This is a genomic window from Bacillus sp. MMSF_3353 (assembly GCF_030733445.1).
GTDB lineage: Bacteria > Bacillota > Bacilli > Bacillales > Bacillaceae_G > Bacillus_A > Bacillus_A wiedmannii.
This window is the reverse complement of record NZ_JASHJA010000014.1, coordinates 82,750-100,338: the sequence shown is the minus strand read 5'-3', so window position 1 is coordinate 100,338 and position 17,589 is coordinate 82,750. Positions and strand designations below refer to the sequence as shown.

Here is a 17,589-nt window from a genome sequence, read left to right as displayed (position 1 = left end):
ATATATAGAGTATATTATTAGTAGTAATATATAAGTATTATTACTATAGGGTTCTAAGGTTTTTAGCTATAGTTGTAAAGTAATAAAAAAGTTATTTAATCTTGCCGCTAAATATGAACCCTCATAATTAACATAACAAATAGGGTATTTGCATTTAAACTCCATGAAACTCAAATGTATTTTTTTCTAGATATATTGCTTCATCAGAATTTTTGATAATAATATCAAAACGTTGACTGTATGGATGCATAAACACTTTGTACTGAATCCGACGTTCTTCATGAGACCGCCTTAAATAATTGATGTCGGCTCCCCTTTCAGCAATATCGCGGCTAGACCTTCTCATTAATTCCGTGTCATCATCTGTATAGAAGTAAATTTTTAAATCAAATAAATCGGGATTAATAAATGCGGCACTCATTCCTTCTACAATCGTCACTTTGTTTTTGGAAGAAATCAACTCGCTTTTCATATAATGCGTATCTATCGTATAAAAATCTAAGCCAGCTCTTACCATCTGAACATCTCTTTCTAAAGCAGACAAATGATGCGCTGATGGATGACAAGCCGTCATTTTATAATGATGATTTTCGTTTTGGTATGTATAGTGAATAATCGCATGCTTTCGTATGTCCGAACTAACAATGTATGGATCTGTATTAATATAATTCACTTCATTTGGATTTAGTAGACCTACAAGCATATTGGCAAAGGTTGTTTTTCCCGCAGCACCATGTCCTGAAACGCCAATAACAATCTGTTCATCTGTCATACTAACCCAATTTATTATTTCTTGTAATAACTTATCCATCTTTCTCCTCCTTTTACTGATATACTTTCCTTATTTCAATTAGCTGAATATCAAAATATCCAACCATCTTATTATACATGAAATAAAAAGATGGTATGATTATCCATAATACCATCTCAATTTTTAAACAACTATATTATCTTTTAAATAACTTCATCATTTTTTAAACATCTTTATTATATGTGAACAATAGGCTTATTTAATTAATTACCTCCTAATCTTTAGACCCCTGGAATCACATAAACTTTTGCATATATGTCATGTTTAGCTGCAAGTTGCTCCAGCTTTGTTTGTCTGTATTCTGTCACCGTAAAGAAATGAACAAGCGGTACTTTTCCGTTATATTTATTTTTGTAGTATAACGAAAATTCCCTGTAACGACTCATCTTTTCAGCGTTTACATTCATTGTTTGTGTACGATCTATCTCTACAGCATTTAATGTATCGTCCTCATCCCTGAACTTTACATCAGGAATAATTGTCTTCTTTTTATCATTTACTTTATAACGTATAGGGGTTTCTATCTGCCAGTCGTCGGGACAAAACAGGTAGAGCCACGCTTCATTACGCATAAGGCTGTGAGCTAATCGACTATTTGGTACAATCTTTTCTGTATCGTCGAACAGTTCACGGCCCTTTTTATTTAAGTAATACACGTACTCTTTTTGGTACACTGTGTTATTTACGTATGGACTGAGGTCCTTCAAAATACGATTTGCGTTACGTATACCACCCATATCGTGCACCGCCATTAAATGCCTGCGGGTTGCGAATTTCAACTTTCTAATCGAGGTCAGAATCGTCATCTGACGGTTGATTTTGATATGTGTCTGGATGTTCATCTTTCTTCACCTCGTATTGTTTTAGATGTGCCCACATCTGCTTATCACTAATAAAAGGTACCTGCAGTTCTGTTAATCGATCTGTTTTATAAATAGCTCTACCAGGTAACGACGGTAATGTTTCTAATCCTGATTCATCAAGGACAACCTCAGACGCCTTGTATGTCGGTAATCTGAACCCTAACTTAGCGTCAGACATTTGCTTTACGACTGATGGTATTGAAGTAACTGTAGGATACTGTGTAGCCAAAATCAAACGAAAACCCAAGCCACCCGATACAGTTGCTATATAACTAAGCATATATTGGCATTCTTCCCGAATCTTGTTAATATCACGCGGTAACCCTTTTGCCGGGGCAAGTACAGCACCTTCATCAACAATAATGAAATATCGATCCCTTTCTTTTGTTTCAACTATATTTTTGTAGCCATTATCCTTCATGAATTTTCCACGCTCTTCAATTTTTTTCATAATTTTATTTAGTACATGGTGTGCTTTCTCTACAGAATCAGCAACTTCTAACACTTGTTTCAAATTACTAAACTCGCTAAATTCCAGTCCTTTTTCCTTTAAATCAATTAAATACACATGAGCATGCTCCGGATTCGCCTCAATCAAAGTAGTAAGTAGTACTTTCAAAAACACGGTTTTCCCCATCCGTGTAAGACCACCTAATACCATATGAGGAGTTTTATCGAAGTCATGATAAATCAATCTTTCAAGACTTTGCCCCATTGGTACACGCCATCTACCTCTTTCCACCAATCCTTCTGTCCATCCCCACTTCTCTGGTATATCCTTATGAAAAACACGAATCATTAATTTGTAATTATCATATTTGATACGTACAGGTTTGTTTAACCCTTCTGAAACAACATCCTCAACTTTTTGTATTAACTTTGAAGGCATCCCTAACGGCAGCCTATATACATAAGTCGTACTTCGATCATCTTCTTTTCGTTCAAGAAAGACTGGATAATGTAGTTTTTCATCCTTCCTGATTGCAATTCCACTTACTTCAAAGAAAACTTGTATCTTCTTTCTATCATCCTCTTTACCTTTTAATCTATCATTTACCAAAGCGTATCCCAGCGAAACTGCAGGTATTAATAACAACTCAAGCATAGGGGTTCACTCCTTATATATCCTTATAGGATATAGTTGCTCTTTACGGGAAGACTTACGTACGAGTTATTTTTCTTATATAGCAAATTGTCCTATGATTCCAGGTTCCCTTCCTTCAAAGAAACACCATTAGCACATAACGTAGAAGATACAGAACCGAGCCGGTAAGAGTTGTATACATCATCATACGTGGAAGCCAATGTGGAACACTCATCCCCATTTTCTCAGCTGCCTTCATCGCCACTACAGACAAGCCAGTCGCCGTCCAAATTACTACAGCCTCTCCTGCAAGTGTCATAACGAATCCCTCTTTCTTTTTAGTTGTAATCCTTTCGCTTTTAGAATTGGCTGGTACTGATCAATAACTTCCTCCCACTCAAGGATCTCTTCCTCATCCCCGTATAGATCCTCCATGATTTCATTAGATAAACTGTAATAACCACAATATTCTTTATTGTCAAACACTTCATGTCTTTCCATATGCTTTACGATTGAATTCGCTTCACCTTCCCCTCTGGATTCTTTATACATGCTTCTCAGCTCTTTAGAAGGATACAAATACGGCGTGTCGTTTAAGTAATCATATTGCCACCTCATTACTCATCCCTCCACTGTTTACAATCAGTTAGGTACGCGTCAATCCTTTTTTGAATCCCTATCTCGTTATACGGGCCATAAGGCTCTTCTTCTCCCAATAAGTCAACAATATCGATGTAGTTTGGATGTTGTAGCATGTTGTGATTTACAATGTGATCGTACACACATTGCACTTCATCATGATCATCAGCCTCTGCGTGCATGTTAAACAAAGTTTGTGACGGATACAGTGGCATGCGATTTAAATACTTATATCCAGGTCTCATTGTTCCTCACCTTTCCCTCTAGATGTCCTTAGTTCCACTTGGTATTCCTCTTGGTCTTGATGTGGTATTGGTATAGGTATATGACTTAGATACTAATTTTTGCGTGTCCAAACAAACTTTTTTGCCTAAATGCCTGTACTATTTTCAAAGGAGTTAGTCCTCCATTGTAGAAACTATTGTTTTGAGGTGATTATTTATGAAGTTTAAATGCCGGTTAAAAGTCATTTTTGCTGAATTAGATATTAAACAAGGAGACTTTGCTAAACGTATTGGGATTGATGATTCCACTTTAAGCTCACTTGTTAAGAATCGTACAACTCCACGCTTTGATACAGCATACCGAATAGCTCAAGAACTCGGTAAACCAATCGAAGAGATCTGGACCATCGAGGAGTAATTCCTCCCCCTCCAGCCTAAATAAGTTTTTTATCTCTATTTTTCTTTTTATACTTGACTTTAGCGTTTGGCAAACAATCATGGGATGAGGGTACAGGACAACGGCTAGGGCAGAGAATGACTACCTTACAACGCTTCAAAAATAAAAAGCGTCGTAAAGGAGACGTTCTGTCAATCATGGTCTATCGGGTTAAGGAATCCGTATAGTAACACCCTGTTTAAACGCTGTAATTTCTTACACAGCTGACTTTTTACAGATAAAGCTTGTCCTATCTGCAGAAAGAATCAGGAAAGGAAATGCACTACTGGCGTATCCTTTATTACTCGTAACCTATAATTCTTTCATTATCAGCTGCTACCCGTGCCGTAACACGCCAAGCAACCGCCGTACCGTTAATGGCCGTACTCGCCTAGACTCCTAACTACGCAAACAAGGAAACGTTATATGTTAGGACGCTTAACTTTCTGACGTTGGCTTAGCTAACCTGTTCAAGTTTAACGAGTGTTAGGTCATTCCTCGTGTGGATCTCCTTCCTTAGTTACCTAAAAAAGACAATAGGAAACTAGACCTCGTGTATATCTATTTTTTCGAATAAGGATATTCACGAGGCTGGAGGTTGTCCGGTATTTAGTTAAAGAAAGAGCTTATAGCACGTGAGCTATAAGCATGTTGATAAGTAAAAGAACAGAAGCTACAGTGTAGAAACCATAAAACCAAATACAGTCAGATTTCGTTTCTAAACCGAAGTACTAGCTAATTTTTGGCATTTATACCGCTCCACCCTTCTCACTTATATAAAAGTATGACTCTAGAAGTAAAACTTTGTTAGTAACAATATATAACTCTAGGAGTCATACGTCAATAGTCTTTCGAAAAAAGTTTTACTTTAATATGTAAATTGTGTAAAATGTAAAGTAATAAATGATCGGAATGAACGGAGGTATTACCATGAGTTCTATGGTATTCACTTTAGGAGAAACGATGGAGGAAATCGGGATTACGAAAAACAAGTTATCCGTGGAATCCAAGGTACGCCCAGCCACTATTAGTAATCTAGTGAATGGTGAGGTTGGTCTTGTACGTTTTGATACATTAAAGTCAATCCTAGACGCTTTAAATGAATTAGCTTCAGAAAAAGGTATCGATAAAACATACCAAATTGAAGATGTTGTACAGTACATAAAATAAATGTACTGTTTTTGTTTATGTATATTTTTCGCAATACTCTGACTTACTCAACTTAAAGTATTAAAGGAGGAGAAATATGGAGACAAAAACAACAGCTGATGGAAATACTCACATCATTGAAGTGAATCAAAAAAAGAGTTCCTTAAAAGAAAAATTCGGTCGTAAAACGTCATTAGTTTTTGGAATCTTCGGTATTATATTTTCGGTTATTTTAGGCATCACAATTGTTGGATTATTTTTTGCTATCCCATTGTTTCTTTTTTCGTTAGCATTTATATACGCATCATTTGAAAAACAAGAAGTACAATGCCCTAACTGTGGTCACAAAAGAAGGATCTCTAAGGGTACCGGTTATTTTGATTGTGGAAGTTGCAAGAAACGTACTTTAGTAGAGTGGAAAGCTGTAACCTAACAAGTTAATTAATAAATTAAATATTATCTATAAGGGAGAACATAATGAAGGATATACATCAACAACGATTAGATTTAATTAGCGAAGGATCTGATGTGGCAAAAAAGTGTTTTGTTTCAAATGAATACTATGACTACATTGCAGGTCCTGATTATGTATCATGGATTCAAAGATGTAAAAGGTTTGTAAATGAAAATGTTCATGACGAAAACTTCAAAAAGGAATTCGCTTTAGAGGCCAATAAAGCTCACGGAGATGGAGTCGAACGATATGAGTACCTGATTGGAATGCTCCAATCCCTAAAAGACTATGACTTTTCCTTATCCGATACAAATCAGGAACCGAATCGTTCAGATAAAATAGAGAAAATTTTTATTAGTCATGCTTCAAGAGATATAAAGTATGTAAAAGAATTAGTAGACCTGCTTAATGATATTGGTGTCAAGAAGAGCTCAAAAAGTATTTTCTGTAGCTCTTTACCTGGTTATGATATTCCGCATGGTAAGAGCATCTACGAATTTCTTAAAAATGAATTAAAAAGTAATAACATTATGGTATTATTTGTTCTTTCAGATAATTATTATCAAAGCGCACCTTGTCTAAACGAAATGGGTGCAGCGTGGGTTACATCAAAAGAATACACTACGGTTCTTACTCCTAATTTTGATTTCAAGCAAATAGTTGGAGCGATTGACCCCACTAAAATTTCATTTAAAATGAATGATCCAGTTGGATTAGATAAATTTAGAGACAGCATTATTCAAACATTAGAGTTAGAAGATACAGATTATAAAATTTGGCAAGAAGATAAAGCTAAGTATCTCTCTACAGTTTCTACACTTGCAGATCAAGAAGCATCAACTCGAAATGTTAGTATAGAATTAGAAAGAGTCAAAAATCAAGGTACAGACGCGGTAGAGTTATCTTTACGATTTATTAATGTTACAACACAGGTTATTGAGTTCAGGTATATCGAAATTGAGTTAACTGATGAAAATGGGGAAAAACTCGAAATAGTAATTGAAGAAGACGAAACTCTTAATGATATGCAGTTAATGAGTAAAGAGAACAAAGTTATTACTAAGATATTCCCATATGATTCATCATCTACTTTCCGTGTTAGACGTATTGTAAATGAAAAAACTAAAATCAATTTCGCTATTGTATAAAAAGAAAAAACCCGCCTCCTATGTGGAGACGGGTTTTAATTTTCATTTAACTTCATACCACCAACCTCTACGATCAAGGTAATCCGTCATTCCTTTAAGTTGCACGGCTGAAGTAGGTTCAGAGATAAAATATGTTAATCCATCTGATTGTAAGATGAATTTAGCTGTCATTTTTACTGATGTTAAAGCTCTCATAACATCAGGAGTTTCATACGGTGAGAATGCACCTGATTGAATAACATTTTGTTTAGACGGTGGAGTTGTTACGTTCCCGCTACCACCGGAAGTTTGTCCAGTTAGAGCATATACAATTGAGCTAGCGATATTATCCACATGCCACCTCGCCATATCTGCATCATTATCAATAAATCCAAGTTCGATTAGAATAGCTGGCGCTTTAGTGTTTGCTAATACGTAAAGTTCTTTTCGTACCTTAGCACCACGATTGAACCATCCAATATCTTTCGAAAGCTGCGCTGATACTTTTGCTGCTAAAGCTTGTTGGTCATAATAACAAACTTCCACACCATTAGCCGTTCCGTTATATGCATTCAAATGGAACGAAACAACAAGATCTACATCATGAGAATTACAGTTACGAACGATGTTACTTAAATTTTGCGCTTGAGTAGAACCTGTTTCATCCGTATCGTCATAAACCGTATGTCCTAAAGCTCTTAACTTAGCTGCAACTGCATCCTTAACCTGACGATCCATAATATGTTCTTTTCGATTCCCATAATTTGCGCCCTGTACAATACTGTTGTGACCACCATGTAAACTATATTTAGCCATCATTTAACCTCTCCTTTTAATGTAAGTTGTTTTTTTCTATTACATCTTTTTGCTGCAAACCTTTACTAGATAAATAGTTGTTTTTCCAAGCCATATACAATGCATAACCACCAGTAATTACAGCTACGATGTTATTTGCTAATTCATTGCTGATTGTCTGGTAACCGACTAAGTTCAAAACACTATTAATTACGGCAATAACCAAGATGATGTAACGTGTAATTGACGCATTATCTAAATTTTTCATGTAACCACCTCCTTTCATTTAAGAAAATTTAAAATGTTAAATAATAAAAGGACTGCCAATGACAGTCCTGAAATCCACATCGATATATTTGCTTTTTTGTTACTTTCCAGCTTTTCTTGCGCTTGTTTTAAATCACGAATTTCTCGATCACGAAACTTAAACATTTCGTCTATTTCGGTACGTTGCATATAATTTTTTTGATTATAGTCTAACTTTTCTTCTATTCGCATTACTGCAGCATTCATGGATTGTAGCTGTACTTCTAGTTTTGCAATTCGTTCATACTCCCTTTGATCCAACGCTTCCACCCCTTTTTGGACAAAATAAAAAAGACCAGCTTATGGCTGCTCTGGTTTCTTGTCAATTGATTGTTGTAGTGATAATTCTTCTAATCGTGCTATCCGATCTTCTTGACTAGCTACTTGTGATTTTAGATTTGCTATTTCTACTTCCTGTTCCTGTACTGTTGTATCAACTTCCTGTAAAGCTTTAATTGCAATGGATGCGTATGAATACAAGTGAATTCCTTTACCACTTTCATCAATAAACGCTTCATCAGATTCATCTACAATTGCCCCGTAGTATGTTTTAATATCTTCTGTTGTCAATGGCGGATCATTAGGATCTTTCTCTGCTCTCATTTTGTAAAGCTCGTTTACCGCATTCTTATAGTTAAATTGTCTCACTCGTACATTCCTGATTTTTTCTAAGGCGGAAAATGATACATCACGAATATTAGATTTATATTCTCGTAGTGAAGGGCTCATGAAATTACCTTGAACAGATCCCCATCCATTCTGAGTAACAGGTGACTTAACTTGGATGATACCTGTATATCCTGCTGCACGGCTATTACGTATAGTTACATTAGGTAATCTTAAATCAGACTCTGTACCATTATCTTCAACGACTAACGAAGTTTGATATAATCCAGTTTTTCCTCTTCTGAAATACCAACTTCCATTCCCAGCATAAAAAACATGGTAATCATTAGCGTTTAGAACACTTAGTCCGTTTCTTTGTAATTCCCAATACACAGATTTTTTGATTTCATTATTTTCTATGCCATCGCCAATACCAATGCTCGCATAAGCCCCAGACCATCCAGCACCTGCTTGAGACATAAATAAAGCGCCTGCTGGAGCGCTAATCTTTTCATCTGATCCTAAAATAAAAGTTGGTTGTACTGAACCATCTGTTCTTCTGTAATGCCCCAGAAACGCTCTAGCAACCCCTTTTTCATAGAGACGTATAAATTGGTCATCTAAGCTTACGTAGTTATCTGTATTTGATGTTCGAATTTGGCAACCACTTAGCATTCCCGCTTTAATCCACTCAGCATTAACTTTACCAACTAAATCTATTCGTGCAGCATTTAACTTAATGTTTTCTTTACTCATGTTAATGGCTGCGATTACATCATTTTCTTTTACAGATATGCTAACGCCCTTTTCTGTTAGCTGAAGACGAGTTTCCATATCTCTTACATAAGAATCTGTAGCAAATTGTCCATCTGCTTGCGTCTTTGTATATACTTCTGTCTTTTTTGCTGCTGCATTGATACCCTGTTCATTAATAGTAAAACGGTTATCAATCATAGTCATCTTCTGGTTAAATTGCTCAGTTGCAAGCTTGTTAGCTAATTCATCCAATAAATCTTGTTTATTTTGATTCACTGTTTGTTTTAAATCAGGAATCTTAAATCCAGCAACATAGTCCTCTACTTGTTTTAGCTCGACTTTTGCATTAATTGCTGTTGCTTGTTGTTCAATTTTTGTATTTGCTTCAGTAAGTTTTTTACCTTGATCTGATACTACATTGTTTAAATTACTAACCGTGGTAGACAACCCGCTTGCTGTTTGCTCCGCATTACTCATACGTTTTTCAAATCCGGATTGGCTATTTTGGACATTTGTTACAGTAGTTTTTACTCCATCCACACTTTTCTCAATCTCGGTTGTTTTCTTGGTGAATTCATTTAACGATACTTTATCAGCGTTTGAAGTGTTCCAGTCAGTAGCTATGGTACCTTTTTCTACTTTAAGGGCGTTAACTCTAATCCATGCGTAACCGTTAGCGCCATCTAAGGCACGTTTTGTATTACCACCAATTAGTAGATAAGCCTGGTCGTCGTCCCGACTAGCTTTAAATGTAAAGCTAACTTTGTAGTAGTTATTATTCTGTCTTTCATTAATCTTAGCCACAACCGGAAAATCTAATGTATTAATAGTTGGGATTCGTTGATTTCCTCCTTCTGTTGTGTACATAACATATACATAGTCTAGTAACCACCCCAATTCACTTGTTGCGACATTAAACGATACGGTGTAAGATTGGCCCGCTTTAACTTTGAATTTACGATCATGCGACCGCATACCAACTTGTGTTCCATTGGGCACAACTTGTTGTTTACCATCGACTACCGTTTCCATTCGCAGTGAATAAGGAGTTGGCAACGAAGTTAAAGTACTCTCATTTGTAACATTAACAGCACCATAATTACCCCAACGACTCCAGCCATTAGCGTTAATGAATTCCGTTCCATCAATTAAGTTAGTGACACCGACTTCTAAACCGTCAACTTTACTATTAATTTGTTCCATTCGTTCTTTTGTACGTCCGGCTTCTTCTTTAATTTCCGTTGTTGTTTTAGTTAGCTCACTTGTTGTTTGCTGTACATCAGATATCGTCTTTTTTGTACCTTCCACAGTTGATTCAACTGTATTTAATTTACTACTAATTTCAGTATCTTTTTTCATTAACGATTCAATAGAGGTTTTAAATCCGTTAGAATCCTGTTCGAACTTAGTTACTTTCTTATCGATTTCACCTTGTTTGTTCTCAATGTTAGAAATTGTACGGCTGACACCTTGTAAACCTTCCTGTACTTGATTGAATTGTCCTGTAGCTTGATTCTGTGCTTCTTGAACCTTTTGTTTTAACTCTGTTTTTGTGATTTCAATATCTTTATTAACCTGATCTAACGTTTCTTTTTTTACAGATTCAACATCGGGAACAACCGATTCCCACGCTGTACCTGTCCATATTTTTAAAATACCGGGCTTTCCGTTACTAATATCACGCCAAAGCGTTTTAAAAGGTTTAAGACTTATTGTTGGTGGATTCTTGGATTCTATAATTTCAACGGTATTATTTTTAATATTCTCTTGTACTTTTTCAGCAAGTGCTTTCGCTGCTTCTGATTCTTTCTTTGCATTACTAGCGGTTTCATTAGCATCTTGAACCAATTTATCTAGCTGATCAATCATTTCTTGTTTATTGCCTAATGAACTGCGGATACGGTTATAAATCTTTCGTAATTCTTCGTTTTGATCTGTAATCTCTCTATAATCCCCAAACATATACTTATCTTGTGTAGGATCAGTAAAAGATTCATCGCCAGCAATAACACGAGCTTCTAAATACAACTTTGGTGTAAATCCAGTATCTTTAATTCGAATCGTATCGCCCTCATTGATTAATTCATGGGACATTCCAAACACACGGCCGATTGATTGTGCTTCAACTACATAAGAAACGGAAGTATCAACACGTTTTTTAAATTCAGTTTTCATAAGTGTCATAAGACGCTCTGGAGACATATTTTGATCTTCTGTTTCTGGTGTATAAAAACCAAATTTATGTTTCCCATGCTCATTCCAGCGCTGGAATGCATCGCTATCTGTAATATAAGGGAGACCGTTGTTAATTTTTTCTACTGTAATAATGGTATCGCCTTCACCTTTTACGAAACCTACTAGAGCTGTACAAATATCCCTTGAATGTTCGATACGCCTTACACCAACTAAATCTTTACCCAAAACAACTTCCTTACCGGTTTCCCTACCACGTTTCTTTATCATGTCAACGTACCAACCAGTAATTTGAGAGCCTACTACTTCTACACGATACTGAATTTCTAAATCAAATAAAGAAGCGATTTTCTTTAAGAATGTGAGAGGATCTATGATTTCGTCGATTGTCATTGTGTGAAACCCAGCGTATTCAGTTATACCACGCTTCCATTTCATACCAACAAGAGCCATATCAATAAATTCGTTAACAGTTTTACTTTCTATCCGTTGCGGCATTATATAGCCATCTTTCGCTATTTGTACCCAAGCTCCGGAAGCGTTCACTGTAATCGACTTAACATTAGAATCTCTTTCAACCTCATTGTTAATTACATAGGGCACTAGTCGCCCATCACGAACTTCTTTAACGATTAAATTTTGCTGTTGCAAAGCAATTGCATGCGATGTCCCATCGAATGTTTTAAATTCTAATGTATCTATATTATTTTTAATTTCCCAATGACGCTTATCGTCCCAATAGTCATGTGGTTGGATGGCTGCAATAATTTGATCTGTTTTAAAATCCACAACATGCAAAATCCCGCTTGGTGTTCTCATCTATATCTCTCCCTGTAACTGATTGTTGCATTAACATCAGGCGGCATTATATCGATACGATTTTCACCACGTATTATGATAGGGAAGTTACTGAAAAATTCTTTGATATTGATTGCGTTCTCTCCGTTGATTGTGATAAGGCTTTTCTCGGTATCGATAACAATTCGATCTCCAGTATCGAAAATATATGGTTTTGTATTAGATGGCACTTTGTTTACTTTCCAAATCTTTAAATCATCAATTTGTATTTCGTTAACAGGCTGGTGATTATCCCACTTGCAAATCGCAATCATAACTTGTGCAATTTTACGTTCTGTCATTGGATTTCCCGTTTCATCAATCCAACGTTCTACAAGCGAAGCGCCATCTTTTTCTGTACCATCTATAAACTTAGCCACATATACAGACCACACCTTACCCCGCCTAGCGATACGCAAACGCCCACGGAATTGGTTAAATGTAGTCGAATAATATCCACTTGTATCAACTAATTTTCGAAAACTATTGGGTGTTCCGCTATTTCCAATTTTCATATGTGCCCTTGTAATTTCAGCAGTTGCATATAGATCATTCATATTGATGCGGGCTACCACATTACTAGCCTCATCTAGAAGAAGAACTTCAACACGTCCCATTTCACCAATATTTTTGGACTTTAAAGTCATCCATGCCTCCATTTCAAAATCTTGTAATGGGCCGCCCGGAATGTTTTTCTTGGCTATAGCACCGTAGAATCCTACCTCTTTTCCGTAATCTTCGCAATATAGTGCATAACCACCCCGCGATTTAAAACTACCTGTCCCTTTCATATCATCGAATTGTCCAGTAACAGGTGTCCAACCTATAGGAGTAGCCATTTCATCCCACATGACTCTTTCTCGTTCTTGTACCGTGGTTTCTTCCACAGTCAGAGGGTAGCCTATTCTGAAATAATCACGATTATGCGGATACTCTCCAAACCATACATCTAAAAAAGTACTTGGTTTTTTCACCGTCATTTCAATTATCGGTAGAGCTTCTACACTTCCTTTATTCGTGAAATAAGAAGTAATTTCAGTAGACCACTCTTGTACAAATGGATAAGTTTGTACTTTTCCCGATTTATAAGGCATCGGGCATATTATTGTAATAGTAGCTTGATGAATATTAGATTTTTCAAGTTTTTCTTCGACGGATTCTTTAATTCCGTAGTAGACTAAGCCTGGCTCGTCTGTAAACGATATTTCTACAGGTACGTCGGTATTTAATAAATCGTTTAATTCATCGATACGTTTCCTTAATTCAAAAAGAGAGACTCCCTTAAGAGAGAAGTCTATTTCTAATACTCTCTCGGGAGTCCGTTTACTTAAATAATATGAACCAGGACGGTGAGGTACCTTTAACTGGTTAATTTCATCGCTTAAAATTCCTCGTCCTCTTATATCGTTAACCATAAAGAATCCTTTTTGGTATGTTTCATCAAAATACTCTTCTAAATTTATTCCGTTAAAAATTAACAATCTACCGCCCTCCTTTAAAATACTCCTCTACGGTTTTTAACCGCTTCTTGTTCGCCAGTAATATCGTCAACAAATCTATTGAACTCTTGTTTACCAAGTTGTATATTAATATACGCTGGTTGTCTACTTCTAGCTGTAGAATCCGAAACAGTTCCAGTATCCGTATTTACAGAACCTTTTTGCGCCTTTGCTGTTTGATATACACCAAGCCCTCTTGGCATTCCATATACCGTCTCTACTTGCATAGCTTCGGGTTTCATCCACTCAGTCATTTGTTCTGTAGTTCTTTGCACAGCACCCTTCATAGCATCTATACCATTAATCCAGCCTTTCATCATATTGACACCAATGAAATCCCTGAACCAACGACTTGGCGAGTGAATCGACAATAGACCTGAAATTTTATCTTTGATTCCATTTCCGATATCAGTAATTTTATTCCAAATTGCTCCAGCCATTGAGCTTATACCATTTAAAAGCCCTTGCATCATATTACGTCCTATGCTTCCTAGATCAATTCCACTTAAGAATGACTTCACATTGTTGAAAATTTGAGTCACTGTGTTATAGAGCGAGTTTAGGATACTAGATGTCGCTGATTTTGCTGCATTCCACATTGAAGAAATAATGCTACCTGCTGCAGACATCGTTGAAGAAATGACCGAACCTATGCCTGAAAAAATCGAACTTACTAGAGAACCTATCACTGATAGAACACTAGAAAAAACAGATTTCACTAAATTCAGTCCACCAGTCACGACCGCAGAAATTAAATTTATCGCTCCTTGGATTATATTTCCAATCAATAACATCACACTCGACGTAATGCCCTTCACCGCGTTCCACGCTCCACTCCAATCTCCTTTTAAAACCGAAGTGAAAAGCTTTATTATGTTGGTGATTACCCCAATCGCAGAGGTGATTATGCCCATAATAGCGGGAAAAACTGCCTGGACAATCGACAAAACAAATTGAATCGCCGGGATCACTACACCTTTTATAATCGTGGCTAATCCTTCAAGAATCGCAGTGGCTACGGGAATCGCTGCTTTAATTATCGAAACTATTACCGGGAAAACTGCCTGGACAATTTGTAAAATTAAAGGAATAACCGTAGTGGCTAGGATTGAAATTACCTGACCTAATAATTGAATTATCGGAATCGCAATGGAAATCGCTGCAGCAATAATCCCAGCTATTACCGGGAAGACCGCTTGTATTGCCTGAAGAATCACTGGAATCACTGATGTTGCTATGATTGATAGAACCTCTCCAAATCCTTGAATCAGCATTCCTGCTATGCTAAACGCCGCCTGAATTACCTGTAAGATAATAGGGAATGCAGTTTGGAAAGCTTGAAGGAATATCGGTAAGACAGTAGTCGCAAACTCTGTAAACATTTGAGATAAAAATTGAATCCCTTCACTGATTAACGGCATAATTTCTATAGTTGTATCAGCAAACATACGAATAAGCTCAGTAACCATAGGCATGACTTGTTGTATGACTTGACCAAACCCAGTAAACAATTCAGAGGCTAACGGTACTACAGTTTGTAAAATTTCACCAAAAAGACTTGCAATTGTAGCACCAAGTTCACCAAAGGCTGCACCTAGTTCAGCAAACGCAGGACCTAATGTGGCAAAGCTTTCAGCTATAACTTGACCTGTTTTTTGAAACTCTGGTGCTAGAGGTGCAAATGCCTGCATAATTCCCTGTGCCATTGACTGTACAACCGGTAAAATAGCAGAAATCACAGTAGAAAAAATCTGTTGTATAGATTGCCACGCTGACATAAATGCTGATTTTACTTGATCGTTTGTATTTATTAATTTAAAAATTGTAGCCCCTAACGATGCTACAATCGCTATTACCCAACCGACAGGTCCCGAAACCCCTAAAAATGTTAACCCTAATCGTACAATCAACGGTGTCAAAGTCGCTATCGTGTTTCCGATAGAAGAAAATGACATTTTTATAAATTCAATCACTGGTGAAATAGCGGAACCTATCCCAGAAAAAGCCGAGCTTAAGCCTGAAACCACGGAAGAAAAAGCTCCACTAATACTTTGACCAATTGACATAAATTTTGACTGTATAACAGCAATTGCTACGTCAAAGGCTGTACCTATAGCGCTACCCATCGCCGAAAATTTTGCAGGTACCGTACCAAGGTAAGTTCCTAAAGAATCTAGTGCCGACTTCATATCCTCAACAGCTGCTACGGTTCCACTTTTTATTGATTCCCATGCATTATTCACGGCATTTCGGAAAGTCTCGTTATGTTTATAAAGTTGAACTAATGCTACCCCCAATAAAGTAAGAATTGCAATAACTGCACCAACCGGTCCTAACATTAACGCGAATCCTGCTCTTAATGCTGTAAAAGCCGACCGAAGCATTACTGCTGCTTTTGATGTTCCCGACATCCATAGCATAAGTTGTCCAAAGGTGATAATCGCGCCACCAATCGCGTTAATAACAATACCTGCTACCGTTGCTACAACTAAAAAAGCCGTAGTAAATGCTACTACGGAGGCGATTACCGTCTGCACTGGAGCCGGTAATTTTGTAAATGCATTTGCCAATTTTTCTACTACACCAGCTACCACCATTAATGCAGGAGTTAACGCGTCAGTAAATGCACGTGCTGCAACATCTAAAGATGCTTCCATCTTCGTTAATGCTCCAGCCCAACCTTCGAGCATTGAGTCTGCAGCTTTTTTAGAAGCTCCATCTGAATTCACTAATGACTGTGTTAACGCGTCAATTTTTTCAGGTCCTGCTGCTACAAGCGCCATCATACCTGATACAGCTTCTGTCCCGAATATTGTTGCTAAAGCCGCACCTTTTTGTGCACTTGTCATACCTTCCATTCCCGTTTTTAATTGACCAATAATTTGAGAAAGAGGTTTCATATTACCTTGTTGATCCGTAATAGATACGCCAAGTCGTTTTAACTCATTCGCCGCGGCTTTCGGGGGTTTAACTAAACGTAGTAAAGATGCACGTAATGCGGTACCAGCGGTCTCCCCTTTAATACCACTATTTGACATAATACCAACAGAAGCCGCTAGTTCTTCCATTGAGATTCCTAACTGTGCTGCCGGACCCGCTGCATATTTAAATGCATATTGCATATCTCCTACACCAGCAGCGGTTGCATTTGCGGCGGTTGCTAACACGTCAGCAACATGTGTACTTTGACTTGCTTCCATACCAAAAGAATTTAAAGCTGACGTAATCGTATCGGCAACCATTCCCAGGTCTTCACCTGACGCTGCAGCCGCACTCAACACACCAGGTAAAGCTTTAGTTGCTTGTGCAGAATCGAAACCTTTTGCTCCCATTTCCGCAAAAGCGGCTGCAACCTGCCCTGTAGAATACACAGAGCTTTTGGCCATGTCTAGAATCGCACCTTTTACTTGACCATAATCACCTTGCGTTAATACAGCTGCTTTACGAGTTTGCGATTCAAATTCACGTGATTTTTGAATCATACTCCCTAAAGCAAAAGCCGACGCTGCAGCCGCAGGCCCAAATGCGTTTTGCATTGTTTGTCCTGTTTGCTGTACACGTCGGCCCATTTCAATTGCTTGGTTACTTACTTCTTGAAATCTAGCACGCCATCCCGAGTAATCAGGGGGCGGTGGTGCTGGCGGCGCTGGCGGTAATGGTGGAGGTGCCGGTGGTTGTGGAGCTGGTGGAATAGGAGGTGGTCTACTAATCTGCTGAAAAAATTTGTTCCAAGCTTGCGTAGCTTGTCCAAGGTTACTAATTAAATTTGATATATCCGCAACCACCTGAGTTTCTACTTTGTTCTGACTC

Annotated in this window: 16 protein-coding genes and 1 pseudogene; 4 read left to right on the top strand and 13 right to left on the bottom strand. The window is 37.3% G+C overall.

Annotation, left to right across the window (positions count from 1 at the left end):
• Positions 1 to 154: 154 nt before the first annotated feature.
• From RBB48_RS22330 to RBB48_RS22305, 6 genes are all read right to left on the bottom strand, one after another.
• Positions 155 to 811: a uridine kinase family protein gene (locus RBB48_RS22330; RefSeq protein WP_306008123.1), complete on the bottom strand. Its 657-nt coding sequence runs from the start codon at positions 809 to 811 to the stop codon at positions 155 to 157.
• 221 nt (positions 812 to 1,032) lie between these two features.
• On the bottom strand, positions 1,033 to 1,653 hold the full coding sequence (locus tag RBB48_RS22325) for a replication-relaxation family protein (RefSeq protein WP_306008122.1): 621 nt from the start codon (positions 1,651 to 1,653) through the stop codon (positions 1,033 to 1,035).
• Complete coding sequence (locus tag RBB48_RS22320) at positions 1,595 to 2,779, bottom strand: FtsK/SpoIIIE domain-containing protein (RefSeq protein ID WP_306008121.1); 1,185 nt, start codon at positions 2,777 to 2,779, stop codon at positions 1,595 to 1,597. The genes RBB48_RS22325 and RBB48_RS22320 overlap by 59 nt, the downstream gene beginning before the upstream one ends.
• A gap of 115 nt (positions 2,780 to 2,894) precedes the next feature.
• Complete coding sequence (locus tag RBB48_RS22315) at positions 2,895 to 3,077, bottom strand: hypothetical protein (RefSeq protein ID WP_306008120.1); 183 nt, start codon at positions 3,075 to 3,077, stop codon at positions 2,895 to 2,897.
• Complete coding sequence (locus RBB48_RS22310; RefSeq protein WP_306008119.1) at positions 3,074 to 3,376, bottom strand: hypothetical protein; 303 nt, start codon at positions 3,374 to 3,376, stop codon at positions 3,074 to 3,076. Before RBB48_RS22310 ends, RBB48_RS22315 begins: the two co-directional genes overlap by 4 nt.
• Complete coding sequence (locus tag RBB48_RS22305; RefSeq protein WP_306008118.1) at positions 3,376 to 3,642, bottom strand: hypothetical protein; 267 nt, start codon at positions 3,640 to 3,642, stop codon at positions 3,376 to 3,378. Before RBB48_RS22305 ends, RBB48_RS22310 begins: the two co-directional genes overlap by 1 nt.
• Before the next feature lie 196 nt (positions 3,643 to 3,838).
• Here RBB48_RS22305 and RBB48_RS22300 point away from each other — a divergent pair, with 196 nt between their 5' ends.
• On the top strand, positions 3,839 to 4,039 hold the full coding sequence (locus tag RBB48_RS22300) for a helix-turn-helix transcriptional regulator (RefSeq protein ID WP_223697648.1): 201 nt from the start codon (positions 3,839 to 3,841) through the stop codon (positions 4,037 to 4,039).
• Between the two features lie 644 nt (positions 4,040 to 4,683).
• On the opposite strand, the pseudogene RBB48_RS22295 reads toward RBB48_RS22300, so the two are convergent.
• Positions 4,684 to 4,788, bottom strand: a pseudogene (locus tag RBB48_RS22295) (DUF3961 domain-containing protein); the annotation flags it as partial.
• 199 nt (positions 4,789 to 4,987) lie between these two features.
• Here RBB48_RS22295 and RBB48_RS22290 point away from each other — a divergent pair.
• The 3 genes from RBB48_RS22290 to RBB48_RS22280 all read left to right on the top strand — a co-directional run bounded on the left by RBB48_RS22290 (position 4,988) and on the right by RBB48_RS22280 (position 6,808).
• Entirely contained in the window at positions 4,988 to 5,227 is a 240-nt protein-coding gene (locus RBB48_RS22290; protein WP_098401799.1) for a helix-turn-helix domain-containing protein, read from the top strand.
• Between the two features lie 76 nt (positions 5,228 to 5,303).
• Positions 5,304 to 5,639 (top strand): hypothetical protein, encoded by a 336-nt coding sequence (locus tag RBB48_RS22285; protein ID WP_306008117.1) that lies wholly within the window; start codon positions 5,304 to 5,306, stop codon positions 5,637 to 5,639.
• Positions 5,640 to 5,683: 44 nt separating this feature from the next.
• Positions 5,684 to 6,808, top strand: coding sequence for a toll/interleukin-1 receptor domain-containing protein (locus tag RBB48_RS22280; RefSeq protein ID WP_306008116.1), 1,125 nt, complete (start codon positions 5,684 to 5,686; stop codon positions 6,806 to 6,808).
• A gap of 42 nt (positions 6,809 to 6,850) precedes the next feature.
• Here the strand turns inward: RBB48_RS22280 and RBB48_RS22275 are convergent, their stop codons facing one another.
• From RBB48_RS22275 to RBB48_RS22250, 6 genes are read right to left on the bottom strand one after another with little or no spacing between them, the layout of a single operon-like run.
• Positions 6,851 to 7,603, bottom strand: coding sequence for an N-acetylmuramoyl-L-alanine amidase (locus RBB48_RS22275; protein WP_306008115.1), 753 nt, complete (start codon positions 7,601 to 7,603; stop codon positions 6,851 to 6,853).
• 16 nt (positions 7,604 to 7,619) lie between these two features.
• Complete coding sequence (locus tag RBB48_RS22270; RefSeq protein WP_306008114.1) at positions 7,620 to 7,850, bottom strand: phage holin; 231 nt, start codon at positions 7,848 to 7,850, stop codon at positions 7,620 to 7,622.
• Between the two features lie 14 nt (positions 7,851 to 7,864).
• Complete coding sequence (locus RBB48_RS22265) at positions 7,865 to 8,158, bottom strand: hypothetical protein (protein ID WP_306008113.1); 294 nt, start codon at positions 8,156 to 8,158, stop codon at positions 7,865 to 7,867.
• Between the two features lie 30 nt (positions 8,159 to 8,188).
• A complete protein-coding gene (locus tag RBB48_RS22260) occupies positions 8,189 to 12,262 on the bottom strand; it encodes a phage tail spike protein (RefSeq protein ID WP_306008112.1) in 4,074 nt (1,357 codons plus the stop codon).
• A complete protein-coding gene (locus RBB48_RS22255) occupies positions 12,259 to 13,761 on the bottom strand; it encodes a distal tail protein Dit (RefSeq protein WP_306008111.1) in 1,503 nt (500 codons plus the stop codon). The genes RBB48_RS22260 and RBB48_RS22255 overlap by 4 nt, the downstream gene beginning before the upstream one ends.
• 14 nt (positions 13,762 to 13,775) lie before the next feature.
• On the bottom strand, positions 13,776 to 17,564 hold the full coding sequence (locus tag RBB48_RS22250; RefSeq protein WP_371878390.1) for a phage tail tape measure protein: 3,789 nt from the start codon (positions 17,562 to 17,564) through the stop codon (positions 13,776 to 13,778).
• Between the last annotated feature and the right edge of the window lie 25 nt (positions 17,565 to 17,589).

Bases quoted from the DNA above. Each gene is read 5' to 3' on its own strand.
- RBB48_RS22330 (WP_306008123.1), bottom strand. From the start codon at position 811: ATGGATAAGTTATTACAAGAAATAATAAATTGGGTTAGTATGACAGAT.
- RBB48_RS22325 (WP_306008122.1), bottom strand. From the start codon at position 1,653: ATGAACATCCAGACACATATCAAAATCAACCGTCAGATGACGATTCTG.
- RBB48_RS22320 (WP_306008121.1), bottom strand. From the start codon at position 2,779: ATGCTTGAGTTGTTATTAATACCTGCAGTTTCGCTGGGATACGCTTTG.
- RBB48_RS22315 (WP_306008120.1), bottom strand. From the start codon at position 3,077: ATGACACTTGCAGGAGAGGCTGTAGTAATTTGGACGGCGACTGGCTTG.
- RBB48_RS22310 (WP_306008119.1), bottom strand. From the start codon at position 3,376: ATGAGGTGGCAATATGATTACTTAAACGACACGCCGTATTTGTATCCT.
- RBB48_RS22305 (WP_306008118.1), bottom strand. From the start codon at position 3,642: ATGAGACCTGGATATAAGTATTTAAATCGCATGCCACTGTATCCGTCA.
- RBB48_RS22300 (WP_223697648.1), top strand. From the start codon at position 3,839: ATGAAGTTTAAATGCCGGTTAAAAGTCATTTTTGCTGAATTAGATATT.
- RBB48_RS22290 (WP_098401799.1), top strand. From the start codon at position 4,988: ATGAGTTCTATGGTATTCACTTTAGGAGAAACGATGGAGGAAATCGGG.
- RBB48_RS22285 (WP_306008117.1), top strand. From the start codon at position 5,304: ATGGAGACAAAAACAACAGCTGATGGAAATACTCACATCATTGAAGTG.
- RBB48_RS22280 (WP_306008116.1), top strand. From the start codon at position 5,684: ATGAAGGATATACATCAACAACGATTAGATTTAATTAGCGAAGGATCT.
- RBB48_RS22275 (WP_306008115.1), bottom strand. From the start codon at position 7,603: ATGGCTAAATATAGTTTACATGGTGGTCACAACAGTATTGTACAGGGC.
- RBB48_RS22270 (WP_306008114.1), bottom strand. From the start codon at position 7,850: ATGAAAAATTTAGATAATGCGTCAATTACACGTTACATCATCTTGGTT.
- RBB48_RS22260 (WP_306008112.1), bottom strand. From the start codon at position 12,262: ATGAGAACACCAAGCGGGATTTTGCATGTTGTGGATTTTAAAACAGAT.